Source organism: Amycolatopsis umgeniensis, from assembly GCF_014205155.1.
In the GTDB taxonomy this organism is placed as follows: domain Bacteria; phylum Actinomycetota; class Actinomycetes; order Mycobacteriales; family Pseudonocardiaceae; genus Amycolatopsis; species Amycolatopsis umgeniensis.
Genome location: NZ_JACHMX010000001.1, coordinates 3544175 through 3558277, shown reverse-complemented (window position 1 = coordinate 3558277; position 14103 = coordinate 3544175). Strand labels below are relative to the sequence as shown.

Annotated in this window: 15 protein-coding genes; 8 read left to right on the top strand and 7 right to left on the bottom strand. The window is 68.9% G+C overall.

Annotated elements, in window-relative coordinates; translation table 11 throughout:
- The first annotated feature begins 1 nt into the window (after window position 1).
- A complete protein-coding gene (locus HDA45_RS16395; protein WP_184896236.1) occupies window positions 2-1867 on the top strand; it encodes an HtaA domain-containing protein in 1866 nt (621 codons plus the stop codon).
- A gap of 73 nt (window positions 1868-1940) precedes the next feature.
- On the opposite strand, the gene HDA45_RS16390 is transcribed toward HDA45_RS16395, so the two are convergent.
- The 3 genes from HDA45_RS16390 to HDA45_RS16380 form a co-directional block, all read right to left on the bottom strand.
- Window positions 1941-2609: a biliverdin-producing heme oxygenase gene (locus HDA45_RS16390; protein ID WP_184896234.1), complete on the bottom strand. Its 669-nt coding sequence runs from the start codon at window positions 2607-2609 to the stop codon at window positions 1941-1943.
- 73 nt (window positions 2610-2682) lie between these two features.
- On the bottom strand, window positions 2683-3276 hold the full coding sequence (locus tag HDA45_RS16385) for a TetR family transcriptional regulator (RefSeq protein ID WP_184896232.1): 594 nt from the start codon (window positions 3274-3276) through the stop codon (window positions 2683-2685).
- A gap of 24 nt (window positions 3277-3300) precedes the next feature.
- On the bottom strand, window positions 3301-4800 hold the full coding sequence (locus HDA45_RS16380; RefSeq protein WP_184896230.1) for a glutamate-cysteine ligase family protein: 1500 nt from the start codon (window positions 4798-4800) through the stop codon (window positions 3301-3303).
- A gap of 217 nt (window positions 4801-5017) precedes the next feature.
- Between HDA45_RS16380 and HDA45_RS16375 the strand changes: the two genes are divergently transcribed.
- The 3 genes from HDA45_RS16375 to HDA45_RS16365 are packed head-to-tail and all read left to right on the top strand — an operon-like array spanning window position 5018 to window position 6863.
- A complete protein-coding gene (locus tag HDA45_RS16375) occupies window positions 5018-5833 on the top strand; it encodes a TrmH family RNA methyltransferase (RefSeq protein ID WP_184896228.1) in 816 nt (271 codons plus the stop codon).
- A 27-nt stretch (window positions 5834-5860) separates the two neighbouring features.
- Window positions 5861-6481, top strand: coding sequence for a DUF2537 domain-containing protein (locus tag HDA45_RS16370; RefSeq protein ID WP_184896226.1), 621 nt, complete (start codon window positions 5861-5863; stop codon window positions 6479-6481).
- A gap of 16 nt (window positions 6482-6497) precedes the next feature.
- Window positions 6498-6863 carry an MmcQ/YjbR family DNA-binding protein gene (locus HDA45_RS16365; RefSeq protein WP_184896224.1) on the top strand — a complete coding sequence of 122 codons (366 nt, stop codon included), beginning with the start codon at window positions 6498-6500 and terminating at the stop codon, window positions 6861-6863.
- A gap of 36 nt (window positions 6864-6899) precedes the next feature.
- Here HDA45_RS16365 and sepH read toward each other — a convergent pair whose 3' ends face one another.
- From sepH to HDA45_RS16345, 4 genes are all read right to left on the bottom strand, one after another.
- The gene (sepH, locus tag HDA45_RS16360; RefSeq protein WP_184896222.1) at window positions 6900-7745 is read right to left on the bottom strand and encodes a septation protein SepH; all 846 of its coding nucleotides are present in this window, start codon (window positions 7743-7745) and stop codon (window positions 6900-6902) included.
- 189 nt (window positions 7746-7934) lie between these two features.
- Window positions 7935-9098: an ATP-binding protein gene (locus tag HDA45_RS16355; RefSeq protein ID WP_184896220.1), complete on the bottom strand. Its 1164-nt coding sequence runs from the start codon at window positions 9096-9098 to the stop codon at window positions 7935-7937.
- Complete coding sequence (locus HDA45_RS16350; protein WP_184896218.1) at window positions 9095-9754, bottom strand: response regulator; 660 nt, start codon at window positions 9752-9754, stop codon at window positions 9095-9097. Before HDA45_RS16350 ends, HDA45_RS16355 begins: the two co-directional genes overlap by 4 nt.
- Before the next feature lie 365 nt (window positions 9755-10119).
- A complete protein-coding gene (locus tag HDA45_RS16345) occupies window positions 10120-10356 on the bottom strand; it encodes a PA14 domain-containing protein (protein ID WP_343072077.1) in 237 nt (78 codons plus the stop codon).
- Between the two features lie 137 nt (window positions 10357-10493).
- Here HDA45_RS16345 and HDA45_RS16340 point away from each other — a divergent pair, with 137 nt between their 5' ends.
- Genes HDA45_RS16340 through HDA45_RS16325 form a run of 4 tightly spaced genes read left to right on the top strand, consistent with a single transcriptional unit; the run spans window position 10494 to window position 14048 of the window.
- Window positions 10494-11051 (top strand): hypothetical protein, encoded by a 558-nt coding sequence (locus HDA45_RS16340; RefSeq protein WP_184896216.1) that lies wholly within the window; start codon window positions 10494-10496, stop codon window positions 11049-11051.
- A complete protein-coding gene (locus HDA45_RS16335; protein WP_184896213.1) occupies window positions 11048-12148 on the top strand; it encodes a peptidoglycan-binding protein in 1101 nt (366 codons plus the stop codon). Before HDA45_RS16340 ends, HDA45_RS16335 begins: the two co-directional genes overlap by 4 nt.
- Window positions 12145-12831 carry an ABC transporter ATP-binding protein gene (locus HDA45_RS16330; protein ID WP_184896211.1) on the top strand — a complete coding sequence of 229 codons (687 nt, stop codon included), beginning with the start codon at window positions 12145-12147 and terminating at the stop codon, window positions 12829-12831. The genes HDA45_RS16335 and HDA45_RS16330 overlap by 4 nt, the downstream gene beginning before the upstream one ends.
- The gene (locus HDA45_RS16325; protein ID WP_184896209.1) at window positions 12828-14048 is read left to right on the top strand and encodes an FtsX-like permease family protein; all 1221 of its coding nucleotides are present in this window, start codon (window positions 12828-12830) and stop codon (window positions 14046-14048) included. Before HDA45_RS16330 ends, HDA45_RS16325 begins: the two co-directional genes overlap by 4 nt.
- Window positions 14049-14103 lie beyond the last annotated feature (55 nt).

Below are 14103 nucleotides of genomic sequence, written 5' to 3'. Positions count from 1 at the left end.
AGTGTCCTTGCGAAGATGGGGCGCCGTGCTGGCCGGTGCGGCGCTGGTGGCCGGGATCGCCGTCACCCCGGCGCTCGCCGCCGATCCGTTCACGCCGAAGGTGACCGTGACGCCGAGCGCCGGACTCGATCCGGCGGGTACGAAGATCGTCGTCAAGGGCACCGGGTTCGATCCGGACGCCAACGACGCCAAGGGCTTCGGCCTGCGCGTGGGCCCGGCGAAGGCCGACGTCCGCGATCGCACCGGTAAGGACTTCCAGGTCAGCCGCCTGATCAAGAAGGGCGCTGTCGGGACCCAGATCCCGGTCGACGCGGGCGGGAACTGGGAGTACACGGTCACGGTCAAGGCCGAGTACGTCGCGAGCGGCACCACCTACAGCGCGAAGACGCAGCCGTTCAGCGTTTTCGTCTTCGGCTGGGACACCCCGGCGCTCACCTGGGACAGCAAGACACCGTTGACGTTCACCGGGATCGGCGACCCGGATCCCGGACCGGGTGACACCGGCGCCGGGCTCGGCTGGGGAGTCCGGCAGATGTGGCGGAGCTACATCACCCGAGGCGGCGGCACGGTGACGCCGTCGGACGGGGCGGCGCTGGACCCCTCGGCGCCGAACGTCGCGCCGTTCCCGTACAAATGGAAGTACGGATCGTCCACTGTGGACTCCGGTAAGGGCACGGTCTCGTACGCCGGACAGGTCAGGTACACCTTCGAGGCGCACATGATCTGGGACTTCACCATCGCCGACCCGCGGATCACCTTCGCGGGTGACGGCACCGGGAAGCTCACCGCGAAGATCGGCTATGCCTTCTACGGCACCAAAGCCGCACCCAGGGACGTGCGGCCGCCGTCCGACGTCGTGTTCGCCGACCTCAAGCTGAAGGCGCCGACTCAGGTGGGGGACAACGTCGTCGTCGACATCGAGTCGGCGAGCCTGACCAAGGAGGGCGCCGCCGCGTTCGCCGGGTTCTACAACGTCGGTGAGAGCCTGGACGCGGGCCGGATCACCTACCCCGGCAAAAGCGGCCCGGCGCCCACGACGAGCGTGCCGACTTCCACGCCGGCCGCCACCTCCACCCCCGCACCGACCTCGACGCCCTCCTCGTCGGCGTGCGTGTTCACCCCGGATTCGGTGGCGCAGGGAAACCTGTTGTGGGGCTTCAAACAGAGCTTCCGCAGCTACGTCGGGCGTGGTGAGGACACGTCGATCACCGCCTCGGACGGTGTCGAGATCACCGACCTCGACAAGATCGACGGAACGAGGGCGCCGAGCGGCGCGTACCGGTGGGGCTTCGACAGCGCTCAGTACAAGTCGGCGGCCGAGTTCACGACGCAGTTCCGGGGCAAGGTGACCTTCGCTTTCCCGGCCCACAAGTTCGTGTTGTCGATCGGGCGGCCGAAGGTGGTCGTGGCGCAGGGGAAGGGCACGCTCTACGCCGACGTGGAACTGAAGACGACCGGCGACGCGCCTTCACCGCCGGTGAACCAGCCTGGGATCCCGCTGGCTTCGCTGGACCTCGCGACGGCGAAGACCACCGAGGGCGCGGGATCGGTGAGCGTCGCCGGGATCAAGGTCGCCCTGGGCAACGCGGACGCGTTCGCGAAGTTCTACCAGGTCGGGGAGGTGCTCGACGACGCCGCGGTAACCTTGGGCGCCGCTTGCGCGAACCTGCCCGGCGGTTCCGGGCCGGGCTCGGGTGCGGGGCCGGGCGCCGGTTCCGGCACCGATCTGGTGCCGGACGTGAAGTACCGGCCGGACGCGGCGCTGGCGTCCACCGGCGTCGACGGTGGCGTCTGGCTGCTGTGGGGGCTGGTGCTGCTGGGCGGCGGCCTTGGGCTGGTGCTGGTGGTCAGGCGCCGGACGGCCTAGTACGTGAAGGCCCCCTTCCTTGCGTCTAGCGCAAGGAAGGGGGCCTTCACGTACTTAGGGAACGAAACCGAGGTCACGCGGCCCGGTACGAGTCCAGCTCGCTCGCCAGCTCGTCGAACACCGCGATGTTGCACTCGAAGGCCACGATCGCCTCGTCGATCAACCGCGCGCGTTCGTCCTCGCTCCACGGCGCCGAGTTCAACTGCTCGCGGTAGTTGTCGCGGAACTTGGGCGCGCTGCCCAGCTGGTCGAAGTGGTAGAACAGCGAACCCGCCTCGCGCACCTCGTACTTGCGCTCCAGCAGCCGCCGGATGACCTGACCGCCGGCGATGTCGCCGAGGTAGCGGGTGTAGTGGTGGGCGACGAACCCGCCGGACCAGTCGGACGCCTTGGCCACACGCGCCGCGTAGCGCTCCGTCGAGGGCAGCGGGCGGACGGTCTCACGCCAGTTCGGGCCGACGAGGTGTTCGAGATCGCGCTCGAGGCTCGGCAGCCGCCGCAGCTCCTCGAAGACGAACTTGCCCGCCACCGGGTCCTGCGCCAGCTTGTCGGCGGCTCGCTCGATGGCCTGGTAGATGAAGTAGTACTGGACGGCCAGCCGGGTGTACCCCTCGAGCGAGAGCTCCCCGCCGAGCAGCGCGTTCATGTACACGGAGTGGTTGGCCCGCTCGTGGGCGGCCATGGTGGAGGCGCGCAGGGTCGCGGCGAACGGCCCGGATTCGACGTCGGTGGTCACCGGCATGGGCAGAGCCTCCAAGCATCGTTCTGACATGCTGTCAGAAAGAGCGTAAGGCACAACTACGGGTTAGGCTACCCTAATCTTCAAGGTTTTCCGCCATTCCGACCGCTCTGAGCACGAAGCGGACGGCACCCTCGATGGCTTCGTCCAGCCTTTCGGGTGGCACGTCGACGACCTGGCGGCTGCCCAGCGCGGCGGTGATCATCGGGATCAGCAGGTCGGGGTCCTCCTCCGGCACCCCCTCGGCGAGGATCTCGCGCAGCTGGGAGGTGATGGGGTCGGCGTGCGCGCTGATCCGCCGGTACGCCGCGGGCGCCAGCGCCGAAGCGAGCGCCGTCCCGGGTGGCAGGTGGTACTCGGCCAGCACCCGCAGCTGCAGCCGGACGAACGTCGAAAGCTTCGCGACCGGGGTGTCGGCCGTCGCGACGGCCGCCGTCAGCCTTTCGACGTACCGCGTGGCCTCGTCCTCGACGAAGGCGACCAGCAGGCTCTCCTTGTCGGGGAAGTGGTTGTACATCGCCGTCCGGCCGAGGCCTGCTTCGGCGGCGACACCCGCGAGCGTGATCGCGTCGAAACCGCGCTCGTACAGTTGCCCGCGCAGGACGTCGAACACCCTGCTGCGGACCTCGCGCCGGTGCTCCTCCAGCGACCGGCCGATGATCTTGGGCACGCCCCACCTCCCTGGAAGGGAACCTTAGGCCTCCAGCGACCAGGTGTGCACCGGCGTCTCGGTCGCCGACAGCTCCAGGTACCTGCCCAGCATCCGGTTCAGCGCGGTCTCCCGCTCGACGCCGCGCTCCTCCGCGCGCAGGACGTACTCCCGCTGCCAAGCCGCGCCGGTCCGCCTGGTGAGGCACCGCTGCTCGATGATGCCCAGATAGCGCTCTCTCGCCTCGTCCGAAACGTCCGAACGGCGTAATCCCTCGTGGGCCAGCGGCAGCAGGACACGCAACACGAGCTCGTCCGGCGGGATCCAGCCGATACCCGGCCAGTACAGCTGCGCGTCGAAACCCCTTCGCGCCCCCGCGTACATGTTCTCCTCGGCGGCCTGGAACGACATCTGTGTCCACACTGGACGGTCGGCTTCGGCCAATGCCCTTTGTGCGCCATAGAAGAAGGCCGCGTTCGCGACCATGTCGATGACCGTCGGGCCCGCGGGCAGCACCCGGTTCTCCACTCGCAGATGCGGCAGGCCGTCGACGACGTCGTAGACCGGCCGGTTCCAGCGCCAGACGGTGCCGTTGTGCATCCGCAGTTCGGTGAGTTTCGGGGCCTGCCCGGAGTCGAGCGCCTCGACCGGGTCTTCGCGATCGGTTTCGGGGAGCAGACCGGGGAAGTACCGGACGTTCTCCTCGAACAGATCGAAGATCGACGTGATCCAGCGCTCGCCGAACCACACCCTCGGCCGTACGCCCTGGTTCTTCAGTTCCTCCGGCCGGGTGTCGGTGGCCTGCAGGAACAGCGGGATCCGCGTCTCGTGCCAGAGCGTCTTCCCCAGCAGGAACGGCGAATTCGCGCCGACCGCGATCTGGACCCCGGCCAGCGCCTGCGCCGCGTTCCAATGCGCCGCGAACTCCTCCGGCGCGACCTGCAGATGCAACTGGACCGAGGTGCAGGCGGCCTCGGGCAGGATCGATTCGGAGTAGCTGCGCAGCCGTTCGGGCTGCCTGCCCGGCAGCGGCGCACCCTCCATCGAGAGCACGGTGCGTTCGCCGCGCGCGGCGAAGATCCGGTCGTTGAGCAGCGAATACCGGGCGTTGTTGGTGAGCCACTTCTGGTCGAAGTGCTCGTGCCGCAGCGTCGGGAGGATGCCGATCATCGCCAGCGAGGCGCCGGATTCCTCGGCCTTGCGCGCGGCCGCGCCCAGATACGCGCGGAGATCGTCCTCCAGTTGCAGCGCGGACGCGCCCGCCAGCGGCCGCGGCGGCACGTTGAGTTCCAGGTTGTGCTGGCCGAGTTCCGTGGTGAACGACGGATCGTTCAGCGCCTCGAGGACCGTCGTGTTCGTCATCGACGGGCGCAGTTCGGCGTCGACGAGGTTGAGTTCGACCTCCAGCCCGATGTTCTTGCGAGGGAAGGAAAAACTCCCATCGGTGAGCATACGTGCCAGGGTGTCTAGACAGCGCTGGACCTTCCGGCGGTAACGTCCGCGATCCTGCGGTTTGCAGGAGTCCGCAGAAAGATCCTTACCCATGTTCGTCGAGCTCCTCATTGGCCACGCTCCGCGGGATTCCAGGCGGGACTGCCAGGCGGCCCAACGGTTTCACGCATCGCCGTCGCCCGGCTAGCGGCCAAACTGGTGCTCTCTGTCACTAGGGGTTAACTTACAGCAAAATACGCCCGTTCGTACCACCCTCCGGTAGACGTTCGGAGGCAAACGGTTCGCACGGGGCGGATGACACACTCTCCGGGTGGCTGAACTGATCACCATCGACGACTCCGGCGACCCGCGGCTCGACGATTTCCGCGACCTGTCCACCGCCGATCGGCGGCCCGACAGGCCGGGTGGGCGTGGCTTCGTCATCGCCGAAGGCACCGTCGTGGTCGAGCGTCTTCTCAAATCGCGGTACCCGGTGCGCGCTCTCCTCGGCGTGGAGCGGCGCTTCCACGAATTGGGCGATGACCTGGAAGGCGTCGATGTCCCCGGCTACGTGACGTCGGCCGAAACGATGGCCGACGTGGTCGGATTCCACCTGAATCGCGGGGTGCTCGCCGTCGCGGATCGGCCCGTTCCGGCGCCGACGGTGGAAGACGTCATCGACGGCGCGCGCGTGCTCGCGGTGCTCGAAGGTGTCGGTGACCACGAGAATCTCGGCTCGTTGTTCCGCAACGCGGCCGCGCTCGGTGTCGACGGGATCCTGCTCGGCGGCGGCTGCTCGGATCCTCTGTACCGGCGCAGCGTCCGCGTGTCGATGGGCCATGTCCTGCGCGTCCCGTTCGCCACGTTCGGATCCTGGCCCGCCGACCTGCAATTGCTGCGGGAACGCGGTTTTCGTATCGCGGCCCTCACTCCTCGTGCGGATTCCGTTTCGCTGCGCCAGTTGCGGGATCAAACACCCGGGAAGGTCGCGCTGATGCTGGGCGCGGAAGGCCCCGGCCTGACCGAAGAGGCCATCGCCGCCGCCGACGTCGCGGTGCGGATCCCGATGCCGGAGGGCGTCGATTCGCTGAATGTCGCGACCGCGGGCGCGATCGCGTTCTACGAGACGCGTCCACCGCTATCGTAAGCACCCGAGCGATCACGAGGAGAACCCATGGAATTGCGGATCCGTGAGGGACGCGCGGTGCTGGCGGGGCCTGGCGGCGAAAGTGCTCGCGAGGTGGACCCGCATTCACTCGCGATCGGTTCGGACCTCGCCCAGGCTTTGCACGAATGGGCACGTGTCGCGTCCGCCGTCGGCTCCACCCGCCCCGGCGGTGATCCCGGCGCCGAAGCCGCTTCCGTGGTTTCCCAGCGGGGCCGCCAGCTCGCCCAGCGGGTCGCCGCCACGATGGGCACGTCGGTCCGGTTCGTCGACCCGGTCTCCGGCGACGGCGTCATCATCGACCCGCCCGTCCCCGCACCCCGCAACCAACTCGCGCGGCGGCTTTTCGGCACACCGGATCCGGCCGGGGAACCCACCCCGTGGCTGACCGGCCTGACCATCTCCGCGTTCGTCGCGGCCGTGGTCGTCGTCGCGATGCTGGCGCTGGCGAACACCCTCGCGCGCGAGACCAGCGGCTGGCTGGCGGTGCTCGCGTCCGCCGTCGTGACCGGCGGGATCACGCCGTCGCTGTGGCTCGCGCGGCGCGTCCTGATCGTGCGATGGGCGTCTTTCGGCGCCGCCGCGGGGATCGTGATCGCGTGGATCGGCGTGCTGATCGTCGTCTTCTAGAGGGATACTGGGATCCATGGCCGGTGATCCGCTCGTTTCACTCCGACGGCTCTGCCTCGCGCTGCCGGAAGCCACCGAGCGGCTCAGCCACGGCGAGCCGGCGTGGTTCGTGCGCGGCAAGAAGACCTTCGTCAAGTACGCCGACCGGCATCACGACGACAAGGTCGCGTTCTGGTGCCCGGCGCCGCCCAGGGCGCAGGAGGAACTGGTGGGAGCCGAACCGGAGCGGTTCTTCCGGCCGCCGTACGTCGGGCACAGTGGCTGGATCGGGATCCGGCTGGACGTCGACGTCGACTGGGCCGAGATCGAGCGGATCGTCACCGACGCGTATTGCCTCGTGGCGCCGAAGTACCTGATCGCGCAGGTCCCTGGACGCACGTGATGGCCCCTCCACCGGAAGGGGCCATCACGTGCGAATTCAACCTCGTTGCGATCGGACGCCCAGTAGGACGTCTTCCCAGGATGGAACGATGGGGTGGTTCTTCTTCCCCTTCGCCCTTGGAGCGGGTTCGGCCGCTTCCGCCGGCTCGTCAGCCGGAGGCGGTGGCTCGATGTCTTCTTCCGGCTCTGCTATCGGCGCGTCGATCACCTTCGCGACAGGCTCTTCTGGAGCCGAATCGAGAGTGGGCTGGACGACGGCTTCCTTGGCCGGTTCCAGTGCCCGGACCGTGCGCGGAGCGCGGTAAGCGTTGGGGTTGAGCAGGACTTCGGCGTTCTCGTCGAGTGCCTGCACGGTGCCGCCGTGCGCGCCGGGCGCGAACGACCAGTGCGCGCGGTTGTCCGACCGGCCGGCCTTCCAGCTCAGCACGACGACCCACTTGCCGTCGTCGCCTCGCCAGGAGTCCCAAGTGGCTTGGCTGTAGTCGTGACCGCGGAGGCCGAACGAGTGCGCCATGACCTCGCCGAGCGTCTGCACGTCGGGGCCGTCTTCGCGGATCGGGTGCGCGCGCTGGGCCAGCTCGGCGGTACGCGAACGCTCGAGCAGGACCGGGTACGCGAACCGCTCGACGCGCTGCACGGTGACGCCGGCGCTGCTCGCGACCTGCTCCACGGACTCACCGGCCCGGATTCGTGCCTGGATCTCGCGTGGCCGCATTTGGCTCTCCAACTCGATCTCGATCTGGCCGAGGCGGGTGATGTCACCCCTCGCCGCCGCTCGCAGCCTCTCATCCGCGGGGAGCAGGAAGCGCGTGCGGCTCGCCGGGTCTTCGCACACGATGGACTTACCGTCCTCGTGCAGCCCGACCACCCGTAGCGCTCGCATTCTCGCCTCCCCGATTCTTCACCTTTGTGGGTGTCCACGTTAAAACGGCGCGTCGCCTTGACGTGTGAGGCGCGCCGATGTCATGTGTCCTGCTCACTATTTTGTTCATGACCGCAAGTGCATTCTGCTGGAGCAATCCGCGGCTCGCAGAGTGACTCGCCGGACACGCACCGTCACGATCGGGGGAATCTAAGGCAGTCGCACCCGGACGACCAGTCCGCCGCCCCGGCCGCCGGGTTCCGCGCCCGCCGTCCCGGCGTGCGCCGTCGCGATGGAGCGGACGATCGACAGTCCGAGCCCGGCGTTGCGCGAGTCTCCGGTCCGGTCGCCCGAGAGCCGCCGGAACGGTTCGAACAGCGCGGGGACGGCGTCGAGCGGCACCTGCGGACCGGTGTTGCGCACCACCAGCGCCGGGTCGCCGCCGATGTCGACGTGGATCCAGCCGCCTTTGCGGTTGTAGGTGATGGCGTTGTGCACGAGGTTCGTGACCAGCCGTTCCAGCAGGACGGGGTCGCCGGACACCGTCCGCGGCCGCAGCCGCGACTCCACCGTGACACCCGCTTCCTCGGCCATGGCCGTCGCCGACCGGATCACCGTCGCCGCGATCTCGTCCAGCCGGACGGGACCGCGCGCGGTCAGGCCGCGATCGCTGCGCGCGAGCACGAGCAGGCCCTCGATCATCCGCTCGCTGCGTTCGTTGGTGTAGATCAGGTGTTCGCCGAGTTTCCGGACCTCCGGGCTGACGTCGGGGTCGGCCATCGCCACCTCGACCAGCGTGCGCTGGACGGCCAGTGGGGTCCGGAGTTCGTGGGAAGCGTTGGCGACGAAGCGTTTCTGGCTGTCGAACGACACGGCGAGCCGGTCGAGCATGCCGTCGAAGGTGTCGGCGAGTTCTTTGAGTTCGTCGTCGGGGCCGTCGAGGTCGATACGCCGGTCGAGGTTCTCGGCCCCGAGTTTCCGCGCGGTCGCGGTGATCGCGTGCAGCGGCCGCAGTACGCGGCTCGCCATCAGCCAGCCGAACAGCACCGCGAGCGCGCCGGCGATCGCCAGCGCCACCAGCGATTGCCAAAGCAGCGTCGAAAGGACATCCGAGCGGTACTCGGTGATCGACGTCGCGACCAGTTGCGTGGCCTGGGCGCGCTCGGTGGGAAGGTTGGTCGCCGAGTCCATCGGGTAGGCCTGGGCGCGCTGGACAGCGAGTCCGGGGACGGTTTCGGCGAACGCTGCCGACTCCGGCAACGACGAACTGACCAGCAGGTAGTTGACGATCAGCAACGCGAGCCCGACGATCAGGAACGCCCCGCCGTAGAGCACGGTCAGCTTGGAGCGCAAGGAAAGCCGGAGCGGTTTCATGACCCGAACCGGTAACCGGCGCCGGGCACGGTCTCGATCAACGGCGGTTCGCCGAGTTTGCGCCGCAACGTCATCATCGCCACCCGGACGGCGTTCGTGAACGGGTCGGCGTGCTCGTCCCACGCCTTCTCCAGCAGATCTTCCGCGCTGACCACGGCCCCTTCGGCGCGCATGAGCACCTCCAGTACCGCGAATTCCTTGGGGGACAAGGGAAGGAACCGGCCGTCGCGAGACGCCTGATGCCGGGGAAGGTCGAGGACGACGCCGCCGCGTTCCAGCACCGGCGGCAGCGCCGGCCGCGCTCGGCGCGACAACGCCTGCACCCGCGCGACGAGTTCGGCGAACGCGAACGGTTTCGTCAGGTAGTCGTCGGCGCCGAGGCCCAGCCCGGCGACCCGGTCGTTGACGTCGGCGGCGGCCGTCAGCATGAGCACCCGCGCCTCACCGCCCGTCTTCAGCACCGCGGCGCAGACCTCGTCGCCGTGCACGACGGGAAGGTCCCTGTCGAGCACGACGACGTCGTAGCCGTGCACTCCAACCCGGTCCAGGGCCTGCTCGCCGTCGTAGCAGACGTCGACGGCCATGGAGAACCGTCGCAGGCCCTCGGCGATCGTGTCCGCCAGGAGCCGCTCGTCTTCCACTACCAGCACTCTCACCAGGTCAGTCTGCCCCGGGAGGGGGTAAGCGCGGGATAAGCGCGGATCAGCCGACCGGGTGGAGTGGGTCGCAACTCCGATGAACGCCGCCCGATCACGCGAGTTACGTCTCTGATCACGCATGATCGCCGTCTGATCACGAGTGATCGCCCATCTCGCCCGAACCCGAACACCTTCTTCGCGCTAGAACCGCCGGTGTCGCGAAAGCCACTTTCGGGACATCAGGTGTCCCGAAAGTGGCTTTCGCGACACCGACGGCACCGGTGGACGGCGCGGATCGGCCGACCGGGTGGCGGGCCTCGTGAGTCGGCTCGGTGGTGGGCTGAAGGAGGCTTTCGCCGCATGCCACGCGGGGAAGGGAGCTTTCAGCCCACGGGACAGCCCACGGGACCGGGGCGCAACTGCCGCGCCGGGATCACCTCCTGCAGAGCGCCCGGGCTCGACCACAGCAGTTTCATCGACGCCTCACCGCCTCGTTCGGTGTGTTCGAGCCGGATCGCGTACGACCTCCCGGCAACCAGGTCCAGTGTCGCTTTGTCGACACTCGAACCGTGTTGTATCGCCAGCGTCAGTGAACCGCCTGAGATGGGCCACTCGAACACCGAGGCGTAGAGCGTGTTGCCGCGCCTGCTGACGACGCCCCATCGAGTCGTAAGCGGCGCATAAGCGACTTCGCTTACCGCGCCGGAATCGCCGCCTCCGTAGAAATCGGGGCGCCAAGACGACCGAAGGAGCAGCGATGCGGAAACGACCGATGGCGGCACTGATCGCCGGAGCGGTCCTCGCACTGGTGGCCGGCTGCGGTAGCGGCGGGGATGGCGGCGACAAGGTCGCCTCGATCTCCTCCCCGCCCGCCGCCGGCGCCGGTGACGGGAAGCAGGCCGACAACGTGTCCGACGAGGACAAGAGGCGCAACTTCGCGAAGTGCATGCGCGAGCACGGGATCAACATGCCGGATCCGAAGAGGGACGCCAACGGCCAGGACACGGTCACCTTCGAGGCGGTCGAGGGCGGCGGGATCGACGAGAACAAGATGAAGGCGGCGGACGAGGCGTGCCGCAAGCTGCTGCCGAACGGCGGCGAGATCAAGCCGCCAACGCCGGAAGAGCTCGACAAGATGCGCAAGGAAGCCAAGTGCATGCGCGACCACGGCATCGACTTCCCGGACCCCGAGCCCGCGGGCAAGGGCGGCGCCGCCATCGCGCTGGGCGACGCGTCCGGTGACCCCAAGAAGTTCGAAGAAGCGGCGAAGGCCTGCGGTCTCGGCATGAGCATGAGGGCGGCCCCGGCGAAATGAGCGAACACGAAGGACCCGGCGGCGCACGGCGTTCGCGCCGGGCGCGCTGGTTCGTCATCGCGGCGGTCCTCGTCGTCGTGGTGGGGACGATGTCGGTGGTCGTGCTGACCAGGGTCACGTCGGAGGCCCAGCAGGTCGGGCAGGCGCCGCCGCCGGTCGAGACCGCGAAGGTCGAGAAGACCGACCTGCAGGAAGAGGAGGAGGCGAACGGAACTCTGGGCTACGGCGCGGAAAGCGCCCTCGCGGGCCGGAAGCAGGGCACCATCACGTCGTTGCCGGACGCGGGTTCGGTGCTCACCCGCGGCAAGGTCGTGTACGGCGTCGACGCCAAACCGGTGCCGCTGTTCTACGGCACGCTGCCGTTCTTCCGGGACCTCGCGGACGGGGCTACGGACGGTCCGGACGTCAAGCAGCTCGAAGAGAACCTGAAGGCGCTCGGTTTCGGCGGTTTCGGCACCCCGGACAAGAAGTTCACCTCGGCCACCACCGCCGCGATCAAGAAATGGCAGAAGTCGCTGGGAGCGGAGCAGACCGGCACCTTCGGACAGGGCGACGCCGTCCTCGCACCCGGTGAGATCCGGGTTTCGCAGATCGCCGCGCAGCTCGGCGGACCCGGGGGCGGTGAACTGCTGAAGTACACCGGCACCGAGCGCGTCGTCGAGGTCAAGCTCGACGCCGCCAAGCAGGCCATCGCGAAGCAGGGCGACAAGGTCGGGATCGACATCACCGGCGGCAAGACCGCGACCGGCGTGATCACCGAGGTCGGCAAGGTCGCGGAGACCGGCAAGGACGCCGCCGGACAGGACGACGGCAAGCCGAAGATCAAGGTGAAGATCAAGCTGGACGATCCGGCCGCGGCGGGGTCGCTCGATTCGACGCCGGTCTCGGTGCGGTTCACCAAGGAAGTCCACAGTGGAGTGTTGGCGGTCCCGGTCGGGGCGCTGCTCGCGCTCGCCGAGGGCGGGTACGCCGTCGAGGTCGACGAAGGCGGCAAACGGCGCCTCATCGCGGTGAAGACCGGCTTGTTCAGCGGTGGCCGCGTCGAAGTCACCGGAACCGGCCTCGCCGCCGGGATGCGGGTGGTGACGACGTCATGACCCCGGTGCTGGCCGTGCGCAACGCCTCGCGCACCTATCCCGGCGGCGTGCGCGCCCTGCACGAAGTCACACTGTCCATAGAGGACAGGGAGATGGTCGCCATCCTCGGGCCGTCCGGCTCCGGCAAGTCGACCTTGCTGCAGCTGATGGGCACGCTCGACAGGCCGACCAACGGCGTCATCGAACTGCGCGGGCACGACGTCGCGAAGCTGCCCGACCGCAAACTGTCCGCGTTGCGGTCGCGGTGGATCGGTTTCGTGTTCCAGCAGTTCTTCCTCAGTGAGGGGGTGAGCGCGGTCGACAACGTCGCGACGGGGCTGCTGTACGCGGGGGTGCCGCGGCGGAAACGCCACGAACGGGCGCTGGCGGCGCTCGACAGGGTCGGCCTCGCGCATCGGGCGAGTCATTTCCCGAACGAGCTCTCCGGCGGGGAACGGCAGCGGGTGGCGATCGCGCGGGCGGTCGTCAACTCGCCGTCGATCCTGCTGGCCGACGAGCCGACCGGGAACCTCGACACGGGCAACGGCGCGGCGATCCTCAATCTGCTCGCCACGTTGAGTTCGCAGGGGACGACGGTCGTGATCATCACGCACGACCGGGAGATCGCGGCGGGTATCCCGCGGCGGATCGAGTTGCGGGACGGCCGGATCCGGCTCGACACCGGGACGGGGGTGCTGGTGTGAGCGCACCCGTCCTCGACAAGGTGCCGACGCCGAATCCGGCCAGGCTCGGCCCGCGCGACGTGCTGACCCTCGGCGCGCACGGGATGCGGACGCGGCCGATGCGCGCGGTGCTGTCCGCGCTCGGCATCGGGATCGGGATCGCCGCGATGGTGGCGGTGCTCGCGATCCCGGCGTCGGGCGCGAAGGCGTTGCAAGATCAGCTGGCCGCGCTCGGCACCAACCTGCTTTCGGCGGGACCCGGCAAGACGATGTTCGGCGGCGACGCGACCTTGCCGGACAGTGCGGTGCCGATGGCGAAGCGGATCGCCCCGGTGACGGCGGCGTCCGCGACCGGCGGCACCGGCGCTTCCGTCCGGCGGTCGGACAAGATCCCCAAGGATGAGACGTCCGGCCTGTCCGTTTTCGCGGCGACACCGGATCTGCTCGACGTCATCGGCGGTGCCGTTCGTGACGGGCAGTTCCTCCGTGACGCGACTCGCGATTACCCGGTCGTCGTGCTGGGTTCGGTCGCGGCCGCGCGGCTCGGGATCGATCACATCGACCCCGCCAAGCCGCCGCAGGTGTTCCTCGGCGGGAAGTGGTTCACCGTGGGCGGGATCCTCGGGCCGACGCCGCTGGCGCCCGAGATCGAGCGTTCGGCGCTGGTCGGCTGGGACGTCGCGAAGCGGCTCCTCGGCTTCAAGGGGCACCCGACCACCGTGTACGTCCGGGCGAAGGACTCGCAGGTCGAGAACGTCCGCTCGGTTCTCGCGCAGACGATGAACCCGGAAGCGCCGAACGAGGTCGAGGTGCGGCGTCCGTCGGAGGCGTTGGAGGCGCAGAAGCTGACCGAGAACACCTACAGTGCCTTGTTCCTCGGGCTCGGCGGTGTGGCGTTGCTGGTCGGCGGTGTCGGGGTGGCCAACACGATGGTGATCTCGGTGCTGGAGAGGCGACGGGAGATCGGCCTCAGACGCGCGCTCGGCGCGACGAAACGGCAGGTGAGAGGCCAGTTCTTGGCCGAGTCGGTGTTGTTGTCCGGGCTCGGCGGGATCGCCGGGGTGCTGGTCGGCGTCCTCGTGACGTCCGGGTACGCGCTGAGTCAGGGCTGGCCCGCGGTGCTGCCCGTCGGTGCCCTGCTCGGCGGGGTCGGGGTCTCGGCCCTGGTCGGTGCCGTCGCCGGCGCCTATCCGGCGATGCGCGCGGCGCGGCTCCCGCCGACCCAGGCCCTCGCCTAGCTCGCGTTTCGTCCTCTGGATGCGGTAGTTGGTAGTGCCAACTACCGCATCCAGA

Bases quoted from the DNA above. Each gene is read 5' to 3' on its own strand.
- HDA45_RS16370 (WP_184896226.1), top strand. From the start codon at position 5,861: ATGGAATTGCGGATCCGTGAGGGACGCGCGGTGCTGGCGGGGCCTGGC.
- HDA45_RS16355 (WP_184896220.1), bottom strand. From the start codon at position 9,098: ATGAAACCGCTCCGGCTTTCCTTGCGCTCCAAGCTGACCGTGCTCTAC.
- HDA45_RS16365 (WP_184896224.1), top strand. From the start codon at position 6,498: ATGGCCGGTGATCCGCTCGTTTCACTCCGACGGCTCTGCCTCGCGCTG.
- HDA45_RS16340 (WP_184896216.1), top strand. From the start codon at position 10,494: ATGCGGAAACGACCGATGGCGGCACTGATCGCCGGAGCGGTCCTCGCA.
- sepH (WP_184896222.1), bottom strand. From the start codon at position 7,745: ATGCGAGCGCTACGGGTGGTCGGGCTGCACGAGGACGGTAAGTCCATC.
- HDA45_RS16390 (WP_184896234.1), bottom strand. From the start codon at position 2,609: ATGCCGGTGACCACCGACGTCGAATCCGGGCCGTTCGCCGCGACCCTG.
- HDA45_RS16380 (WP_184896230.1), bottom strand. From the start codon at position 4,800: ATGGGTAAGGATCTTTCTGCGGACTCCTGCAAACCGCAGGATCGCGGA.
- HDA45_RS16330 (WP_184896211.1), top strand. From the start codon at position 12,145: ATGACCCCGGTGCTGGCCGTGCGCAACGCCTCGCGCACCTATCCCGGC.
- HDA45_RS16335 (WP_184896213.1), top strand. From the start codon at position 11,048: ATGAGCGAACACGAAGGACCCGGCGGCGCACGGCGTTCGCGCCGGGCG.